This window comes from Hyphomicrobium sp. DMF-1 (genome assembly GCF_027886585.1).
GTDB classification, from domain to species: domain Bacteria; phylum Pseudomonadota; class Alphaproteobacteria; order Rhizobiales; family Hyphomicrobiaceae; genus Hyphomicrobium_C; species Hyphomicrobium_C zavarzinii.
The window spans coordinates 157,778-174,450 of sequence record NZ_CP115706.1; the positions used below are offsets into that span (position 1 = coordinate 157,778).

Annotated in this window: 18 protein-coding genes; 5 read left to right on the forward strand and 13 right to left on the reverse strand. The window is 64.5% G+C overall.

Going from position 1 to position 16,673, the window contains the following annotated elements:
• Positions 1 to 36 precede the first annotated feature (36 nt).
• The 5 genes from PE058_RS00625 to PE058_RS00645 all read left to right on the forward strand — a co-directional run bounded on the left by PE058_RS00625 (position 37) and on the right by PE058_RS00645 (position 4,000).
• Complete coding sequence (locus PE058_RS00625; RefSeq protein ID WP_020085590.1) at positions 37 to 756, forward strand: Crp/Fnr family transcriptional regulator; 720 nt, start codon at positions 37 to 39, stop codon at positions 754 to 756.
• A 102-nt stretch (positions 757 to 858) separates the two neighbouring features.
• The gene (locus PE058_RS00630; protein WP_020085591.1) at positions 859 to 1,101 is read left to right on the forward strand and encodes a hypothetical protein; all 243 of its coding nucleotides are present in this window, start codon (positions 859 to 861) and stop codon (positions 1,099 to 1,101) included.
• Between the two features lie 332 nt (positions 1,102 to 1,433).
• The gene (exbB, locus tag PE058_RS00635; protein ID WP_271029599.1) at positions 1,434 to 2,555 is read left to right on the forward strand and encodes a tonB-system energizer ExbB; all 1,122 of its coding nucleotides are present in this window, start codon (positions 1,434 to 1,436) and stop codon (positions 2,553 to 2,555) included.
• A 93-nt stretch (positions 2,556 to 2,648) separates the two neighbouring features.
• Positions 2,649 to 3,137 (forward strand): TonB system transport protein ExbD, encoded by a 489-nt coding sequence (gene exbD, locus PE058_RS00640; protein WP_271029600.1) that lies wholly within the window; start codon positions 2,649 to 2,651, stop codon positions 3,135 to 3,137.
• 2 nt (positions 3,138 to 3,139) lie between these two features.
• A complete protein-coding gene (locus PE058_RS00645; RefSeq protein WP_271029601.1) occupies positions 3,140 to 4,000 on the forward strand; it encodes an energy transducer TonB family protein in 861 nt (286 codons plus the stop codon).
• Here the strand turns inward: PE058_RS00645 and PE058_RS00650 are convergent.
• The 13 genes from PE058_RS00650 to PE058_RS00710 all read right to left on the reverse strand — a co-directional run bounded on the left by PE058_RS00650 (position 3,997) and on the right by PE058_RS00710 (position 16,668).
• Positions 3,997 to 5,124: an alpha-hydroxy acid oxidase gene (locus PE058_RS00650; protein WP_271029602.1), complete on the reverse strand. Its 1,128-nt coding sequence runs from the start codon at positions 5,122 to 5,124 to the stop codon at positions 3,997 to 3,999. The genes PE058_RS00645 and PE058_RS00650 overlap by 4 nt on opposite strands.
• Positions 5,125 to 5,164: 40 nt before the next feature.
• Positions 5,165 to 5,848, reverse strand: coding sequence for a Fe2+-dependent dioxygenase (locus PE058_RS00655; RefSeq protein ID WP_020085596.1), 684 nt, complete (start codon positions 5,846 to 5,848; stop codon positions 5,165 to 5,167).
• Between the two features lie 109 nt (positions 5,849 to 5,957).
• Positions 5,958 to 8,405, reverse strand: coding sequence for a TonB-dependent receptor (locus tag PE058_RS00660; RefSeq protein WP_156827337.1), 2,448 nt, complete (start codon positions 8,403 to 8,405; stop codon positions 5,958 to 5,960).
• Between the two features lie 524 nt (positions 8,406 to 8,929).
• On the reverse strand, positions 8,930 to 9,199 hold the full coding sequence (locus PE058_RS00665; RefSeq protein ID WP_020085599.1) for a cytochrome C oxidase subunit IV family protein: 270 nt from the start codon (positions 9,197 to 9,199) through the stop codon (positions 8,930 to 8,932).
• A 4-nt stretch (positions 9,200 to 9,203) separates the two neighbouring features.
• Positions 9,204 to 9,782 carry a cytochrome c oxidase subunit 3 gene (locus tag PE058_RS00670; protein WP_020085600.1) on the reverse strand — a complete coding sequence of 193 codons (579 nt, stop codon included), beginning with the start codon at positions 9,780 to 9,782 and terminating at the stop codon, positions 9,204 to 9,206.
• Positions 9,779 to 11,728, reverse strand: a complete 1,950-nt coding sequence (locus tag PE058_RS00675; RefSeq protein WP_020085601.1) for a nitric oxide reductase activation protein NorD — start codon at positions 11,726 to 11,728, stop codon at positions 9,779 to 9,781. The genes PE058_RS00670 and PE058_RS00675 overlap by 4 nt, the downstream gene beginning before the upstream one ends.
• Positions 11,729 to 11,738: 10 nt before the next feature.
• Entirely contained in the window at positions 11,739 to 12,542 is an 804-nt protein-coding gene (locus tag PE058_RS00680; RefSeq protein ID WP_020085602.1) for a CbbQ/NirQ/NorQ/GpvN family protein, read from the reverse strand.
• 4 nt (positions 12,543 to 12,546) lie between these two features.
• The gene (locus PE058_RS00685; RefSeq protein WP_020085603.1) at positions 12,547 to 13,920 is read right to left on the reverse strand and encodes a cbb3-type cytochrome c oxidase subunit I; all 1,374 of its coding nucleotides are present in this window, start codon (positions 13,918 to 13,920) and stop codon (positions 12,547 to 12,549) included.
• A gap of 25 nt (positions 13,921 to 13,945) precedes the next feature.
• The gene (locus PE058_RS00690; RefSeq protein ID WP_020085604.1) at positions 13,946 to 14,398 is read right to left on the reverse strand and encodes a c-type cytochrome; all 453 of its coding nucleotides are present in this window, start codon (positions 14,396 to 14,398) and stop codon (positions 13,946 to 13,948) included.
• Positions 14,399 to 14,652: 254 nt separating this feature from the next.
• Positions 14,653 to 14,949 carry a Sec-independent protein translocase protein TatB gene (gene tatB, locus PE058_RS00695; RefSeq protein ID WP_020085605.1) on the reverse strand — a complete coding sequence of 99 codons (297 nt, stop codon included), beginning with the start codon at positions 14,947 to 14,949 and terminating at the stop codon, positions 14,653 to 14,655.
• A 26-nt stretch (positions 14,950 to 14,975) separates the two neighbouring features.
• Positions 14,976 to 15,176, reverse strand: a complete 201-nt coding sequence (gene tatA / locus PE058_RS00700) for a twin-arginine translocase TatA/TatE family subunit (RefSeq protein ID WP_020085606.1) — start codon at positions 15,174 to 15,176, stop codon at positions 14,976 to 14,978.
• Between the two features lie 53 nt (positions 15,177 to 15,229).
• Positions 15,230 to 15,577 carry a hypothetical protein gene (locus tag PE058_RS00705; RefSeq protein ID WP_020085607.1) on the reverse strand — a complete coding sequence of 116 codons (348 nt, stop codon included), beginning with the start codon at positions 15,575 to 15,577 and terminating at the stop codon, positions 15,230 to 15,232.
• Between the two features lie 53 nt (positions 15,578 to 15,630).
• Entirely contained in the window at positions 15,631 to 16,668 is a 1,038-nt protein-coding gene (locus PE058_RS00710; RefSeq protein WP_020085608.1) for a cytochrome c peroxidase, read from the reverse strand.
• Between the last annotated feature and the right edge of the window lie 5 nt (positions 16,669 to 16,673).

Sequence of the window (16,673 nt, forward strand, 5' to 3'; positions counted from 1 at the left end):
CCAGAGCACGCCGTCGAGACCTGAGCCGAACAACGCATGACCGTGTTTTCCGACTGGCCCCAGAACAGACTCCTCTTGGCATTGCCGAGCCGCATTCGCGGACAGATTCTCCCGAGCCTCGAGCCGATCAAGTGCGAGCGCGAGCAGGTGCTGCTGGATGCAGATTGCATGCTCGACCACGTCTACTTTCCTGATAGCGGCGTGATCTCGGTGGTAGCGGTCTATCCGGACGGCGCGATCATCGAAATGGCCACCATCGGCCGGGAAGGCGCGACCGGATTCCAGGCCGTGTTCGGAGCCAAGACATCCTCTGCGCGGCTTCTCGTCCAGCTTCCGGGCACGGCCGCAAAAATGCCTCGCGCGGCGTTTCTGCATTCCATGGAGACCATCCCCGCCTTCCGCAGCCTGATGCAGTGCCACGTGCACGCCTTCCTCGAGCAGGTGATGATCTCCGCTGGCTGCAACGGCACGCACAATCTCACGCAACGGCTGGCGCGCTGGCTGCTGATGATGCGGGACCGGGCTGACGACGACACCATGCTGCTGACGCAGGATCTGCTGGCGGAAATGCTCGGCGTGCAGCGCCCCTCGATCACAAATTGCATTCACACGCTGCAACGCGCGAAGCTGATCGACTGCGGACGCAAGCGGATCACCATCCTCGACCGGAACGGGCTCATTCGCGCCTCCTGCGAATGCTATGCGCTCACGCGCGCGCGCATTGCCCAGCATCTGCCAAAAACTTATCCGAATTAGGGCTGTTCGGTCATCTACATGACCGACACGGGAGGCGGGTTTCGGTCAGATACCCGACGCAACCTCTTTGCCTGCGCCAGCTCCATCCGCGAAAGCACGACCATGCCCATCCGCAAACTGATCGACAGCGCCTCTTTCGCACCGGAAACGCTCGACGTGATCTATCGCGCGTTCGATCTGGCCTGGGCCGAGGTTGCACCGCGGTTCGGCAACGATCCGACTGCAATCGAGTTCGCGCGCAATCGTCTTGCTCAGATCGTGCTGGCGCAGTCGCCCCCCGAGCCCACAGATCCACTGCCGATCAAGACCGCCGCCGTCGCGGCTTTCGTCTCGGCCCTTCCGTAGAAGACCTAGACGGCGCTCGCGGCCGTTCGACGCCTCCCCCTTCGGTCTCAAGCAGGATCGACGCGGCCGCTGCGGCCCCGCGCGTGGAAAGACATTTCAAACAGCGCCTTTGCCACCGGCGGCTCGCACGCAGTGTTGCGCGCGTTCGGCGCTTTACGTTGGTAGCCGGGTGCCTTGCCGAGGCGATATGTTGAGGCTAGAAGTAGGGAAAGATTGGACATACCAGATAATTTCGTTCCTTTGAGGGGTCTCCGGGCTTGCATACAACCTATTCGGTGCTTCTGGGCCAACCCATATCCGCTGTCTCTCCGCGCTCCTTGCGGCCTCGCTCCGTGGCGCAGCTTTTCGCGGTGACGGCGCTGATCTCTTACGGCGCGTTCGCCCTCGCCCCGGCGCACGCTCAGGATGCGGCCCCGCCCGCGCCGGCCGCTTCCACGGCGCCCGAGGCCGCGCCGCCCGTCCCTGCTCCGACCTCCGAAGCATCTCCTACCGCAGCGGCCCCTGCGGCGGACGCACCGCCGGCGCCGACGGCCACTCCGGAGCCGGCAGCCGCATCTCCGCAAGCTCCGGCGTCTGTTGAAGCGCCTGCATCCGCTGAAGCTCCGGCTGGGGCCGCCGCCGTGCCCGCGCCTCAGACGCCTTCGACCACCACGCCGGAGACGGCCGCGCCCTCGCCGGCCGCCGCGCCGGAGAGCACCCCGCCGACGACCGAAGCTCGCGAGACTGCTGCCGGAGAGGCATCGCCCGCCGCCGCGCCCTCGCCGCAGTTCCCCTCGTCGGCTCTCCCCCACGACCTCTCGCCGTGGGGCATGTTCATGGCGGCGGACATCGTCGTCAAAGCGGTGATGATTGGCCTCGCCTTCGCATGTTTCGTGACGTGGACGGTGTGGCTTGCCAAGACGATCGAGATTTGGGCGGCAAAGGCCAAGCTCCGCCGGGCCATCGCCCACATCGGCCAAGCCGCGAGCCTCGGCGACGCCGCTCAGGCGTTTGCCAAGATCGGCGGCGCGGGCAGCGTTCTCGTCCGCGAGGCGGTCGAAGAGGTGGAGCGCTCCTCGCGGGTGCTCGATCAGATCGACGGCCATGGCGTCAAAGAGCGTGTGACATCACGTTTGTCGCGCGTGGAAGCCGCCGCGCATCGGCGCATGACGCTCGGCACCGGCGTGCTCGCCACTATCGGCTCCACCGCACCCTTCGTCGGCCTGTTCGGCACCGTCTGGGGCATCATGAACAGCTTCATCGGCATCTCAAAGTCGCAGACCACCAACCTCGCGATCGTCGCGGCGATCCCGGCCGTCATCATCTATAACGTGTTCGCTCGCTCGCTCGCCGGCTACAAGCTGCTGCTCCAGGATGCCTCCGCAGGCGTGGAGCGGCTGGTCAGCCACGAGCTCGATCAGCGCAAGCTCTGGAAAACATCAAAGCCTGGAAAGACGGCGACGGCGGCGGAATAGGCTCGGTCGCGAGCCTACGTTCCCGCGTCCGATGTCTCGTTCCCTGGATCGCGCTTCTCGCGCCCGCGCCCGAAAGCGTTTTTGGAGACTCCCATGGCCGGCAGCCTGAACTCGCGTAGCGACAGTGACGATCTCGACGAGAACCACGAGATCAACGTCACGCCGTTCATCGACGTGATGCTGGTGCTGCTGATCATCTTCATGGTGGCGGCGCCGCTCTCGACGGTGGATGTTGCGGTGGATCTGCCAGCCTCCAACGCGCAACCCCAGCCCCGTCCCGCCGAGCCGATCTTCCTCACCGTAAAAAGCGATCTCACGCTCGCCTTCGGCAACGACACAGTGGGGCGCGATCAGCTCAAAGCCCGGCTCGACGAGAAGACGCACGGCAACACCGACGAGCGGGTGTTCGTGCGCGCGGACAAGTCGGTCGACTACGGCGATCTCATGGAAGTTCTCAATCTGCTGCGCACGACCGGCTATCTGAAAATCGGCCTCGTGGGGCTCGAGACGCTTCCTCCTGCGGGAGGTGTGGCTCCGGCCTCAGCGCCGCAGACGCCCTCTTCCGCGGCAGGAGGCCAATAGTCGTGTCCTCCGCCCGGTGGCTCCATCCGCAACGTGACGGCGAGTCGCTTCTGACATCGGCTTCCCGGTGGGCAGGGGCGGCACTCTGCGTTGCGGCCGTTCAGGGCGGATTGGTGTGGGCGGCGCTCAACTGGCCGCAGCCCACCGAAAGCGCGGGTGAGCCTGCGGGCGCCATCATGATCGAGATCGCGCCGGTTCCGATCGCGCCCGACGTGCCGGCGCAAGAAGTGGCCGTAGGCCCGGAGCAGGCGCAGTCCGAGGAAAGCCAAGCGAACAAATCCGAGGAAAAGCCGGAGGAGGAAGTCGAGCCGGAGCCCGAGCCGCCCAAACCTCAACCGGAGCCCATCGAAACGCCGAAAGTCGAGGAGCAGCCGAAGGCCGAAGCGATCCTGCCGCAGCAGGTGGAGCAGCCGCCCGAGGAGAAGAAGCCGGACCCCGAGCTCAAAGAGCCGGTCAAGGAAAAGAAGAGGATGCGCCGTCCGCCGCGCCAGCAGTCGGTCGCCTCGCAGGCTGCCGCACCGAAGCCGGTCGACAAGGCAGAGCGCGGCAAGACCAACGCAGCGCCTCGCGCCGGTACCTCGTCGTCGATGTCTGCTGCGACGTGGCGCGGGCGGCTCGTCGCCCATCTCAATCGCCACAAGCGCCATCCGGGCGGCAGTGCACGCGGCGTGTCCGCGATCACGTTCACGATCAGCCGCTCCGGAAACGTGACGGCGGTCAGCCTCGCGCGCTCGTCGGGCAATGCCGCTCTCGATCAGGCTGCGCTGTCTCTCGCACGGCGCGCGAGCCCGGTTCCGGCTCCGCCGGACAGTGTGCCGGGCGGGTCGATCACCATCTCGGTTCCCGTGCGTTTCACACGTTAGCCTGCTTCGCTTGAATTCGCTCTCCAGGCCGTCGGCCAGAGCACATCCCGGTTGATGTCCGCGAGCGTGGCGCACCCGGTCAGCGCCATGGCGGCCTCGAATTCCGCCCGCAGGATGGTCATCAGATGTGCGACGCCGACAGGCCCCGCCACGGCCAGTGCATGCATGACCGGCTGGCCCACCATCACCGCGCTCGCACCAAGCGCTAATGCCTTCAGCGCATCCGTTCCGCGCCGAATGCCTCCATCGAGGAGCAGGGGAACGCGGCCCTTCACACGCTCCGAAACAGCCTCCAGCGCATGGAGGCTCGCGGGCAGCGTATCGAGAGAGCGCCCGCCGTGGTTCGAAACCACGATGCCGTTCACGCCCGCTTCAATCGCGCGCTCGGCATCGGCGGGCGATACGATGCCCTTGAGAAGCAAGGGCAGCGCCGTCTCGCGGCGCAGCCAAGCGATATCGGCCCAGGTGGGGGCGCCGTCGAGCAGCCCCTTGAAAACCGGGCTTTCGCCTGGACCTGCGCGGGAGGCCAGTTGCGGCAGGCCCTCGATATTCACCGGACGAACGTGAGGCGGCAGGCGAAAGCCCGCGCGCTGCTCATCGTTGCGCACGCCATTCACCGGCGCATCCACCGTGACCATGAGCGCGCGGTAGCCAGCCGCTTCAGCCCGGCGCACCAAGGCGAGCGTGTCTTCGCGACTTGCCTGCATGTAAAGCTGGAACCACAGGGTCGTGCCGGATTCCTTCGCGATCTCTTCGAGAGACGTGCCCGCAAGCGTGCTGACCGTCATCCATGCCGACGCGGCCGAGGCGCCGAGCGCGGCGGCAAGCTCACCTTCGGGATGCACAAGCTTCTGATGGGCGACGGGCGCGAGAAGGATCGGATAGGGAAGCGGTGCGCCGAACAGCGTGCTCTGGGTCGACGCCGCCCTCATGTCTGCGAGAACGCGGCCAACCAGCCTTCGCGTATCGAACGCCTCGCGGTTCCAACGCTGCGTCAGGCCGTCGGCTCCCGCGCCAGCGACGTAGGCCCACACGTCGGCGGGCAGGCGTGCGCGGGCGTGGCGCTCGTAGTCGGCAGCCGACACGCAATCGGCGGGGACGGGGCTGGTCGCGCCGCCGGTCACGCGGCACGCCCACTTTGCGCTTCGATACCGGAGAGCATCCTCATGTCTCCGACCACTGGCGGATGAGATTGTGGTAGTGCGCCGTCAGGCCGACCACCGCAGGGTCGTCATCCGGCAGCCGCTCCCGAATGCTCATGATGGACATGTCCAGATCGTAGAGCATGTGCCGCTTCCAGTCGTCCTTCACCATCGATTGCGTCCAGAAGAACGCGCCCCAGCGGCTGCCGCGCGTGACAGGTGTGACGCTGTGCATGCTGGTGGCGGGATAGACGACCATGTGACCGGCGGGCAGCTTCACGGAGTGGACGCCGTAGGTGTCGTGCACCACCAGCTCGCCGCCGTCGTAGTCTTCCGGCGGGGTGAGGAACAGGGTCGAGGACACATCCGTGCGCAAACGCTGGCCGGAGCCTGGCAGTGCGCGGATGGAGCCATCCACATGGGCACCGAATGTCATGCCCACGTCGTAGCGGTTGAACATCGGCGGGAGCACGCGAAGCGGCAAGGTGGCCGTGGTGAAGCGCGGATTGGCCGAAAGCGCGCGCAGGATGATCTGTCCCAGCTCCTGGGCCGCCGGCGACTCCAGGGGGACTTGAAGGTTGTGCTTCACCTTCGCGGCCTGATCTCCGGCCGTGGTCCGCCCATCCACCCACGACGTCGTCTCCAGCACCCGGCGAATGTGCGCCAGCTCATCGGGGCTCAGGACATCCGGAATGGTGACGAGCATGCTGACGGTCTCCTGAAGGCGTCTCAAACGCAGATTGCCGGGCAAGCCCGGCAATCGCACGATCGGTGATTTCCAGGCGGGCAACGCGCCCGGCTGATTGATCCCGGCTTTAGAAGTCGATGCTCGTGCTCAGCCAGAATGTGCGGGGCGGACCGAGAGTGGCACGGCGAGCGCCCCAGTTCATCGATTGAGCGTACGTCTCGTCGAACACGTTGTCGACGTTGAAGCGCAGCTCGACGTTCTCCGTCAGATCATAGGACGTCATGAAGTTGACGAGAAAGTAGTCGGGCAGCTTGCCCTTGATGCCGTTGGGAATGATGCGCTCGGCATCGTCCGGACGGCCGGCCCACGACTCGCCGACGTACTGCACGCCACCGCCGATGGTGAAGGCGTCCGTTACATCATAAGTGGTCCAGAGGGTTGCGGTGACGTTCGGCGTGAAGGCAAGCTCGTCGCCGTTGGTCCTGAGATAAGGACCATAGTCGGCCGGGTTTGCCCGCCGGCGCACATCGTCGAGGTAAGCGCTGTGCTTACGCTCGGTATCGATGAAGGCCGCGCCGCCGAACACCTTCCACTGATCCGTCAGATTGCCGGCAATGCCGAGCTCGAGACCCTGAGCGATCTGCTCGCCGTAGCCCTTCAGCGTCGTCACGGTCTCTCCGGGATCGCGCCCGGTGATCGCGACGTTGTGCTTCTCCGTGCGGAAGAGGGCCGCCGTCGTGGTCAGAGCCCCGCCGAACCAATCCCACTTGGTGCCGATCTCATAGTTATGCATCTCGACCGGCTTCGCCCCGTCCCTGAGGTTGGGGAAGCTGTTGTCGCCGCCGCGGGAAATGTCGGAGGTGGACAGGTAGGAGCCGGGCGGCAGATGAGAGATGCCGAACGCACCGTAGAAGCTGCCGTTCTCAACCGGCTTGTAGACGAGACCAATGCGTCCGCCGAGGGTCGATTCCGAGTCCGAGAAGTTGTCGCCGATGCTGCCGCCCGTGTCGGTGATGTCGACCTGATAGTGCTCCGCGCGCAGGCCGCCGGTGATCTGCCACTGGCGGTTCAACTCGATGGTATCGAAGGCGTAGGCAGCAATGGTGTCGATCTCAATGTCGCTCTTCTCGGTGAAGCGGAACAGGCTCTGCTTCACGCGATCCGGATTGGGATCGTAGAGCGGGGTAGAGCCGGGAGCTGGCAACGCGGCCGGCGTATTGCCTCCGCGCGATTCCTCGCGCGTGATCTCGATGCCCGTCGAGACCGTGTGACGCCAGGAGCCCGTGCTGAAGCGGGTGGCGACATTGGTCTGGTTGGTGATGCTGGTGTTGTAACGGTCGTAAAGCTGCGTGGCCGTCGCGACGAGCGGGTTCGTGCCGCCGGGGAGTGTCGTGCTCTCCGGAGGATTCGGATGCGTGTACCGGGACTGGCGGTCCACCTCGGCCCAGCGCGTCTGATTGGTGACGGTGGTGTTGTCCGAGACGTCGTATTCGAAACGCGCCGTCACCGCATTGGTGCTCACGTCGTCAAAGTCGCTTCTGAGGCCATAGAACGCGTCGCGCGGAGCGTTCTTGTAGCGCGGGTTGTAGTAGAGCGTGCCAGGGATCGTCTGGCCGGGAACGCCCCAATCCGGACGATCGTCGCGCTCCAGGTGCTCGTAGGAAAAGATCGCGCGGAAATCGGTGTTGAGGCCGAAGGCGATGGACGGCGCCAAGCCGTAGGCGTTGTTCTCGGCCATCTCGCGGCCTGCGACGCCGCTGTCCTCGATCATGCCGTTCATGCGCACGGCAACGTTGCCCGAGTGCTGGTTGACGTCGATCGTCGCGCGGCGGCGCATCTCGGAATCGTACTGGTCGAAGCCGATGAGCGCCTCGCCCCTGACGAAGTTCTCCTGCTTCGGGGCCTTGGTGATCATGTTGATGTAGCCGCCGGCACCGCCGCGGCCGTTGTCAGACGCCGCGCCCTTGACGACCTCGACCTGCTCGATGTTGAAGGTGTCGCGGGCGTAGCTGCCGGAATCGCGCGCGCCGTCGATGAAGATGTTGGCGCTGCTGTCGAAGCCGCGAAGCTGGAAGTTGGTGGGCGAGGTGCCGAAGCCGTTCTCGCCTGCATTGAAGCTGATGCCCGGGGTGCTTCTCAGCGCCTCCGTCAGGTTTCTCGCGTTGGTCTGCTCGATGACCGTTCCGGAGATCACGGTGACGGTCTGCGGCATGTTGAGGAGCGGCGCCGTCATCTTCGGCGACGTGGAGAAGTCGGCCTTGAAGCTGCCGGGCGCCACGGGGCCGGCCTGGCCGGGGAGCGGCGGGGACGGAGGGGGAGTGGGCGCCGCCTGGGGGGCCGGGCCGCCGGCATCCTGGTTCGAGTTGGCGTTATTGTTGCCGCCGCCACCGCCCACGGTGATTTCTTCGAGGGGCACGTTGGTGCTCTGGGCGTAGGCGGACGTCGAGAACGCCGCCGAGACCGCCAGCATGGGCAGAAGGCCAAGGGTGGTCTTCATGGCAGCCGGTACGGAGATCTCGTTCCGGTCTGACGTTTCGCCTGGAAAATCGCCACCCACGGTCTTGGCGCAAGTCATTACGCATTCCCCCTAAGTAATTACGATCGCTTGAAAAACGAACGTGATGCTTCTGTCGCCCTGGCTAAAGCCCGGCATCGCCGCTGAGCGGCAAGACAAGGGGAACGTGCGGAATCTATACCTCTGATGTCAACTATAAGGGGGTCGCAGTCCGCCCTTTCGCCGCGGAACTGCCACATTTTTGTAACCTTCAGTAATAATACGGATACCCGCTGCGGCCGCTGCGACGTTAGTCCGGCTATATCTCTGATTTTATTGATAATATAGCGACTGCCACTAAGCGCCCTCGCTAATACCCTCATGGATCCTGCGGGCCAGCCAACGGGCGGGGAACACACTGAACAGGGATCCGAAAAGGCCGGCCGCTACGAGGCCCGGCACCCCATAGGGCGCCATTGCGGGAATTGCGATCGCGATAAACGCGCCGTTGATGGCGAAGGCTGGCGCCATCAGCGCGAGGCAAAAAAGGCGGAGCCCTAGCGGGATGTCGCTGGTCCGTGCGGGGGGATGCACTTTCTCCATGATCACCCCTTCGATCCGAACGTGTAGAGGGCGAAGCTCAGGAGCAGAAACCCGCCGATGGCGAGCCCGAATGCGTTCATCCAGAAGTGTGAGCCCGCGAGACCGAGATAGCGGCCGAGGATCACGCGCGCCTTGAGCCCAGCCAGCAGCAGCACGCCCCCGGCGACGATGGCGCGTCCCGCTCCCTCTGGATGCATCGTCGTGAGCGCGGCGGTCGCCGCGCTCAACACCAGCAGCGCGACCCAGGCTTCGACGAGATAGCGCGCAGGCATGGTGTCACCTCAACACGTAGATGATCGGAAACAGCAGCACCCACACGAGATCGACCATGTGCCAGAAGGCGACGGCTGCTTCCATGTTGCGCACGCTGTCAGCCCAAGCGACCAGCGCGAGGACGACTATGCCGGCTACGACGTGAAGCGCGTGGAACCCCGTGATCAGGTAGTAGAACGTGAAGAACTGGCTGGTCTCGATGCCGATGCCGAGGGATGCCTTGCTCGCATACTCGAAGCCCTTCACGATCAGGAAAACGATGCCGAGCGCACCCGCCGCGCCGAGCCAGAGGCGCGCCTTGCGTCTCTCCTCCCGCTCACGCGAGCGGACGGCGACAGCCGCGCAGAATCCGCTGGTGACGAGCACGAGTGTGTTGATGGCGCCCGCCGTCTGATCCAGCATGGCCTGATCGGCGGCGTATTTCACGGGATCGATCGCGCGTACCGCGAGGCATACGATGAGAGCTGCGCCGAACACGAGCAGCTCGCTCGCGATCAGCACCCACATCATCAGCTCTCCGGGAAGCTCCGAGAGGATGTCGCGCTCGCCTTCGGCGGGCCGTATCTCGAGATCGTCCCTCATCCGCTGACCAGATGGCGATAGAGCTGAGGAAGTGCGGCCGTGAGCTTCTCGGGATCGGGAATGACGACATACCCGCCCTTTCCGAAAATCCGGCTGAAGGTCGCCTGTGATTTGCTGTCGATGGTGACGCCGAACACGGTCTGGCCTTGGCGGCGCGCCTCCCTGACCGCCATGTGCGTATCCTCAATGCCGTGGCGTCCTTCGTAGTGGTCGAGATCGTTGGGCTTGCCGTCCGTCAGCACGAGCAGCAGGCGGCGTTGGCGCGGACGCTTGGCCAGTTGGTGCGAGACATGGCGAATGGCGGCGCCAAGGCGCGTGTAATGACCGGGGCGCAATCCCGCGATGCGGGCCTCGACCTGAGGTCCCATCGCATCATCGAAGCTCTTGCATGTCTGGACGAAGACGCGGTCCCGTCTCAGAGACGAGAACGCATCGATGGACGTTTCGTCGCCGCAGGAGTCGAGGCCCCAGGCGAGAGCGATCAGAGCCTCGCGCTCGATGTCGATGACCTGGCGGCCCGCCACGTAGCTCTCGGTCGAACGCGATGCGTCGAGCAGGATGGAGACGGCGAGATCGCGCTCCTGCGTGCGGCTCGCGACATAGACGCGGTCCGAGTGCTCGCCGGTCGCCGCAAGCTCGACGCGGGCCTCGATCGCCGCCTCGATGTCGATGTCGTGGCCTTCGATCTGGCGGGTGAGCTGAACACGCTTCGGCCGCAGCGCCTCGAACTGGCGGCGGACGTTGCGGATGCGCCGGTGTGTGCGCTCCCCATCCGGTGTTTCGGGAACGAGGGGCGCGGGTGTCGCCGCGCCAGCCAGCACGCGGCAATAGTCCGGCAGATAGGTCTTGGTGCGATGATCCCATTCCGGATAGACGTGCGTGCCCGCAAGCCGTTCGAACTCCGCTTCCTCTGGGGAGAGATCTAGGTGGAGCCGCAACCGCGTGCGGGCACGTTGAGGAACCTGCGTGAGGCTGATTTCGTCCTGGTCGTCGGCGGCTTTCTTGGCGTTGTCCGGGTCGTCGTCATCGACACGGCGATTGAGGTTCAGAAACTCCGCCCACGAGAGGATGGCCTCGAACTTGTGCAGGATGAGGTTGTCTTTACGCGCCGCCTGGTCGGAGTTCTTCCGCGACGCCTTGAACGTACCCTGCTCGGCGTTGGGGGGTGTCTCGGACTCGCCGTGGCTCTCCTCCTCACGCGCGATCTTGGCGCGCTCGGCGAGGGGATTGAGATCCGGCCAGAGCAGAACCGGCATGAAGGGGCGATAGCCGCGCGGCGCAGAGAACCGTGAGAGATCCTCCGCCTGGCCGCGGACGGCAGCCGAAATGGCGGCGGCAAGCTCGTCTCCGGGAGGCGCAGCGCCAAGCATGTGCCGAATTGTTGCTTCGACGGCCGCCTCGTAGCGCGGCAAGCTCCGCTCGGGCCGCTGCTCGCGGCTCGACAACACGAGGGCCGCGTGCACACGGCGCAGCCCGGGGCAGGCGGCCAGCGTGTCGCGCGTCATGCTTTGCGCGGCCTGAAGCATGCGGATGTCCGCCCGCAACGGATCGGTCTCCGGAACGGGGCGGCGGGCAAATACGACGGCGGCGGCGAGCCAGACATAAAGCGCGATGTTGGCGTCGTGATCCGGGAAGGCCGCAATGCGATCCGGCAGGCGCAACGTCTCGCCGTCGAAGCTCGGCTCGGCCAAACGCTCGGCGCTTTGCCCGAGCGCACGGCGCCACGACAGCCGGTGATGCGACTCCTGAGCCGTGGCCGTCTTGATCTCCACGTCGCGAGCCCCGCCAAGGCCCCGGAAGAGAACACCGAGGCGTCCGCGCGTTTCGTCGAGCGTGGCGGCGGCGTGATCGAACGTATCCGGTGCGTCGAGACCGCTGACAAGCGAATGCCACAGCTTCCCGACGCTTTCCTCCGGCTCCCATGGCTCGAAATCGACGCCGCTCATCTTGCTCCGCTCACCCGTAGACGGCCGTCACGAGATCGTTGAGGCCTTGCTTCACATCCGGGTCGTCGCTCAGCGGCTCGATGAGAGCGGCACGAATGGCCCGCTCGATCGCCATGCCGCCATGAACGAGGCTCGCGCAATAAACGAGCAGGCGCGTCGAGACGCCTTCCTCGAGATCCTGCCCCTTCAAGGCGCGGAGCTTGCCCGCAAGGCGGACCAGCGGCGCGACGCGCTCCTTCGAAAGACCGCTTTCGCTCGCGACAATGTCGATCTCGCGCTGCGGAGCGGGGAAATCGAAGTCGATCGCGAGGAAGCGCTGCCGCGTCGACGGCTTCAGCGTCTTCAGGATGTTCTGATAGCCGGGGTTATAGGACGCGACGAGCATGAACTGCGGGCCGGCTTCCAGCGTCTCTCCCGTCCGCTCGATCGGCAGGATGCGCCGGTCGTCGGTCAAGGGATGGAGGACGACGGCGACGTCCTTTCGCGCTTCCACCACCTCGTCGAGGTAGCATATGGCGCCTTCGCGAACTGCCCGCGTCAAAGGACCGTCCACCCACTCGGTCTCACCGCCCTTGAGCAGAAAGCGGCCGATGAGATCGGCAGCCGAGAGGTCGTCGTGACAGGCGACCGTGTAGAGCGGCCGGCCGAGAACCGCGGCCATATGGGCCACGAACCGCGTTTTGCCGCATCCGGTCGGTCCCTTGAGCAAGAGCGGCATCCGGTTGCGGTAGGCCGCCCGGAACACGTCGCACTCGTCTCCGTTGGGGAGGTAGAAGGGGGCAGATGCCCCCTCCGAGAGTTGAATGGCCGCCATGCTTCTACTCCGCTGGGTTCAACGCGGTGGTCCGGCCGGCCGAGATGATCTCACGGCGCGGCACGAGTGTAGCGAAGACGAAGAGGAGCGCGCCGATCACGACCGCGACGCCCGCCCCGAAGCGCATGTAGTAGAAGAGCGCGAGCTGGTCCTGGACTTCCATGTAGTACTGGCCCAAGACCCGCTGCAGGTGCGTCTGGATCGTGCCTGCGAACGTCAGCACGAAGGTCATGAACGCCATGCCGCCCGCCATCAGCCAGAAGCTCGCCATGTTGAGCACCTGGTTGTAGGGATCGCGGTTCTTCAGCATCGGGAACGCATACGTGAAGATCGCGAGATTGAGCGAGACGTAGGCTCCGAAGAACGCGAGATGGCCGTGGGCCGCCGTGATCTGCGTGCCGTGGGTGTAGTAGTTCACCCCATGCAGCGTATGCAGGAAGCCCCACACGCCCGCGCCGAAGAACGCCAACACCGTGCAACCGAGCGACCACAGCAGGGCGGCCTTGTTGGGATGATCACGACGTCCCTTCCACACCATGACGAAGCTGAACACCATCATGAGGAAGAACGGAATGATCTCGAGCGTCGAGAACACCGAGCCGATCCACTGCCAATAGCCGGGCGTGCCGATCCAATAGTAGTGGTGACCGGTTCCGAGAATGCCGGAGAACAGCGCCGTGCCGACGATGACGTAAAGCCACTTCTCGACGATCTCGCGATCGACACCCGTCAGCTTGAGCATGAGGTAGGCGAGGATCGACGCCATCACCAGCTCCCAGACGCCCTCGACCCAGAGGTGGACGACGTACCACCAGTACATCTTGTCGAGGCTCAGGTTGTGCGGGTTGTAGAAGGCGAACAGGAAGAAGATCGCGATACCCCAGAGGCCGATCAGAAGCACAGTGGTGATCGCCGTCTTCTTTCCGGCGAGAACCGTCATAGAGATGTTGTAGAGGAACATGAGCGCCGCGACGACGATACCCATCTTCACCCACAAGGGCTGCTCGAGGAACTCTCGCCCGTCCTTGCCGAGCAGGATGTTGCCCTGGAACAGATCGAAGACATAGGTGACCACAGCGCCGAGCGTGCCGAGCACCAGGATCGCGAGCTGATAGTAGGCGATTTTCGTCGAGTGGATCTCACGCCCGGCTTCTTCCGGAACGATGAAGTAGGCCGCGCCGAAGAAGCCGACCAGCAGCCACACGATCAACGCGTTCGTGTGAAGCATGCGGACAATATTGAAGGGCAGGAGTTCCGACAGGGTGTTGGGCGAGATATAGATCCAGCCGGCCAGCAGCCCTCCCGAGACCTGCACGATAAACAGCAGCATCGCCGTTAGAAAGTAGGCGAAGGCGATCTTTTGACTTTCATATTTCATCGCATTTTTCTCCGTGCATTCGTCTTCAGCCGGAATCCTTGGGGGGCCAGCCCTGGGTGTCGGTCTTGTCCGCCCAGATCAGGAAGTTGGTGAGGTCGCGGATCTCCTCATCGGTGAGGTGGAAGCGCGGCATCTGACGGCGGCCCGCGATCCCCGTGGGCTGCGCTTCGATCCATCCCTTGAGAGCAGCGAATGCATCGTCCGGAGATTCCGTCACACCCCAGCGGGTCATGACGTTGCCGACCTCAGGAGCGAAGTACGCTCCCTCGCCGTGCAGGCTGTGACAATTGATGCAAGCGTGCGTCTCCCAGACGCGCTTTCCGCGTGCGACCGAGTCCGTGAGCGGCATTGCCACCGTGGTTTTTGTGACGATCTGGTAGTGGCTGTGAGCTGTCAGCCCCAGAAAGATGATGATGAAGAAAAGCGACCCGCCAAAAAAAATGTTCCGGGCCATGGTTTTCGTCATGACTTCGCGCATTGTAGACAGCCTCCCTTCGACGGCCCATGGGTGGCCAACACTGGCGCGAAGGGAACTGGCCTTACTTGACGAAAGGCAAGAGTCTCGCCGTTTTCTGAACTGCGGACGGACACAAACGGCGCATGAGGCGCGTCGTGTTGCCTCAGCCGCGCAACACTATGATGAGGCTGTTCGGGCGCGACGATCCGCGCATGATGGCGCAGAACGTGAGCCCACCTTCGGGCTTGCGGCGCAGGCGCGATAGAGCTCGTCCGCTAGGACGCGTCGCCCGACGATGCCGGTTTTCTCTCCATCGGCCGGGCGGGCACCCGGCCGGGGCCGAGATCACGGGCGGCGGCGTTCTCGAGAGCCTGCATCTCCTTGCGAACGAGATCGAGATCCGCTTCGCGAACCGTGGCGTCGATCTGCTCGCGCAACGATGCGACCGTGCGTTTGGCCATGCCTGCGTATCGGCCAATCGTGCGTAAGAGAACCGGCAGATCCTTCGGACCCACAACGACCAACGCGACAAGCGCCACGATCAGGATCTCGCTCCAGCCGATCTCGAACATGGGTCACCTCACGGATTTCGAAGGACCTAAAGGGCGTCTGCGGGCTTGCGGGCGGCTTCGTCCACGCCGATCTCCGGAAGAGGCGGGACGGCCTCGTCAGCAAGGCCTTTCTTGAAGCTCTTGATGCCCTTGGCGACGTCGCCCATGAGATCGGAGATCTTGCCTCGTCCGAACAGGAGCACGGCCGCGAGAAGGACCAGAAGGATGTGCGGTACGCTGAGACCCATTTCTCTCTCCAGTTTGGCTGCGTGCTCTTTGCTTGTGCCGCTCCGCCCGCAGGCTAGGGCTTCTGTGCGGCCGAGGCCGGGAGGATTTCGAACTCTGCCTTGATGATGGGATGAATCCAGCAGCGCACCACCGCGGGTCCGGCCTGGCGAAGCGTGAGCTTCCGCTGCGTGCCCGGAACCTGTGTATCCAGGTTGTCGACCGTACCATCGGGATAGGTGATGTAGAGATTGTGGGCCATGTCTGACTGATTGTCGAAGATGATCACATCGCCGACGTGCTTGACGCCCTCGATCGCTTGCAGCTCCATATGATGGATCACCACCCGATGCTCGGCAGCGTGAACCGCACCCGACACGAGCGCCATGAGGCACATCGCCCAGACCGCTCTCAGAAAGATCATCGCGCTTCCTCGCATTGTGCTTGCTCGTGTTGTTCTGGCTCGTGCCGTGCCTGTTACGGCAGCCGCGGAATGGCCGTCTCCAGAGGCTGTCCCTGGATCGTCTTCAGATAGGCGATCAAGTCGTCTCGCTCCTGCTTGGTCAACTTGATGGCTTTCATCTCGGGCGAGAGGCTCGGGCGTGCCTTGCCGCCATCCTCGTAGTGCGAGATCACCTCGCCGATCGTCTTCATGCTCCCGTCGTGCATGTAAGGACCGGTGAAACGGAGATCGCGCAGGGACGGCGTCTTGAAGGCGTGGCGCATGATCACGACAGTCGGCGGCGCGAACTCGCCTCGGCCGATGTCCTCGGAGGCTAGGCCGATGTCGTGGAAGCTGTCGTCAGTGAAGCGCCAGCTCGAATGGCATTTGTTGCAGCGCCCGGCCTCGTTGAAGACGACGAAACCGCGCTTCGCCTCTTCGGATATGGCGCTTTCGTCTCCTTCGATCCAGCGGTCGAACGGCGCGGGATTGGAGACGAGCGTCCGCTCGTAGGTAGCGAGCGCGGCGAGCGTGTTCTCGATGCCGATCTCCTGGCCGGGGAACGCAGCTTCGTAAAGCCGTGCGTAACCATCGATGCCCTTGAGACGCGTCACCATCTCATCAAGCGGCATTCCCATCTCGTGCTCGGCCGTGAGGGGGAGAGCGGCCTGCTGCTCGAGCGAACCAGCGCGTCCATCCCACATCAGGGCCGTGAGCCACGCCGCGTTGAGCACGGTCGGCGTCTTGCGCGGAAGCGGCACGCCTGTCACGCCGACGCCGCGCGGAAGACCGTCCGACCAGTCGAAGCCGGGGTTGTGGCAGGACGCGCACGAGATGGCGCCCGTGCGGGAGAGGCGTGGATCGAAGAAGAGATGCTTGCCGAGCTCCGCCTTCGCCGCGTCGAAGGGATTGCTCTTGGGAAACGGGGTCTCGGACGGGCGCCGATACTTCTCCTTGAGCTCACGCGATACCAGCACCGTCTCGGCCGCGTGAGCGGCGAGGCCCGCGAAAGCGCTGGCCAGCACGACGAGCGTGGCGGCGGCCATACGGAACGACAACATGTGCGCTGCCATCTCGC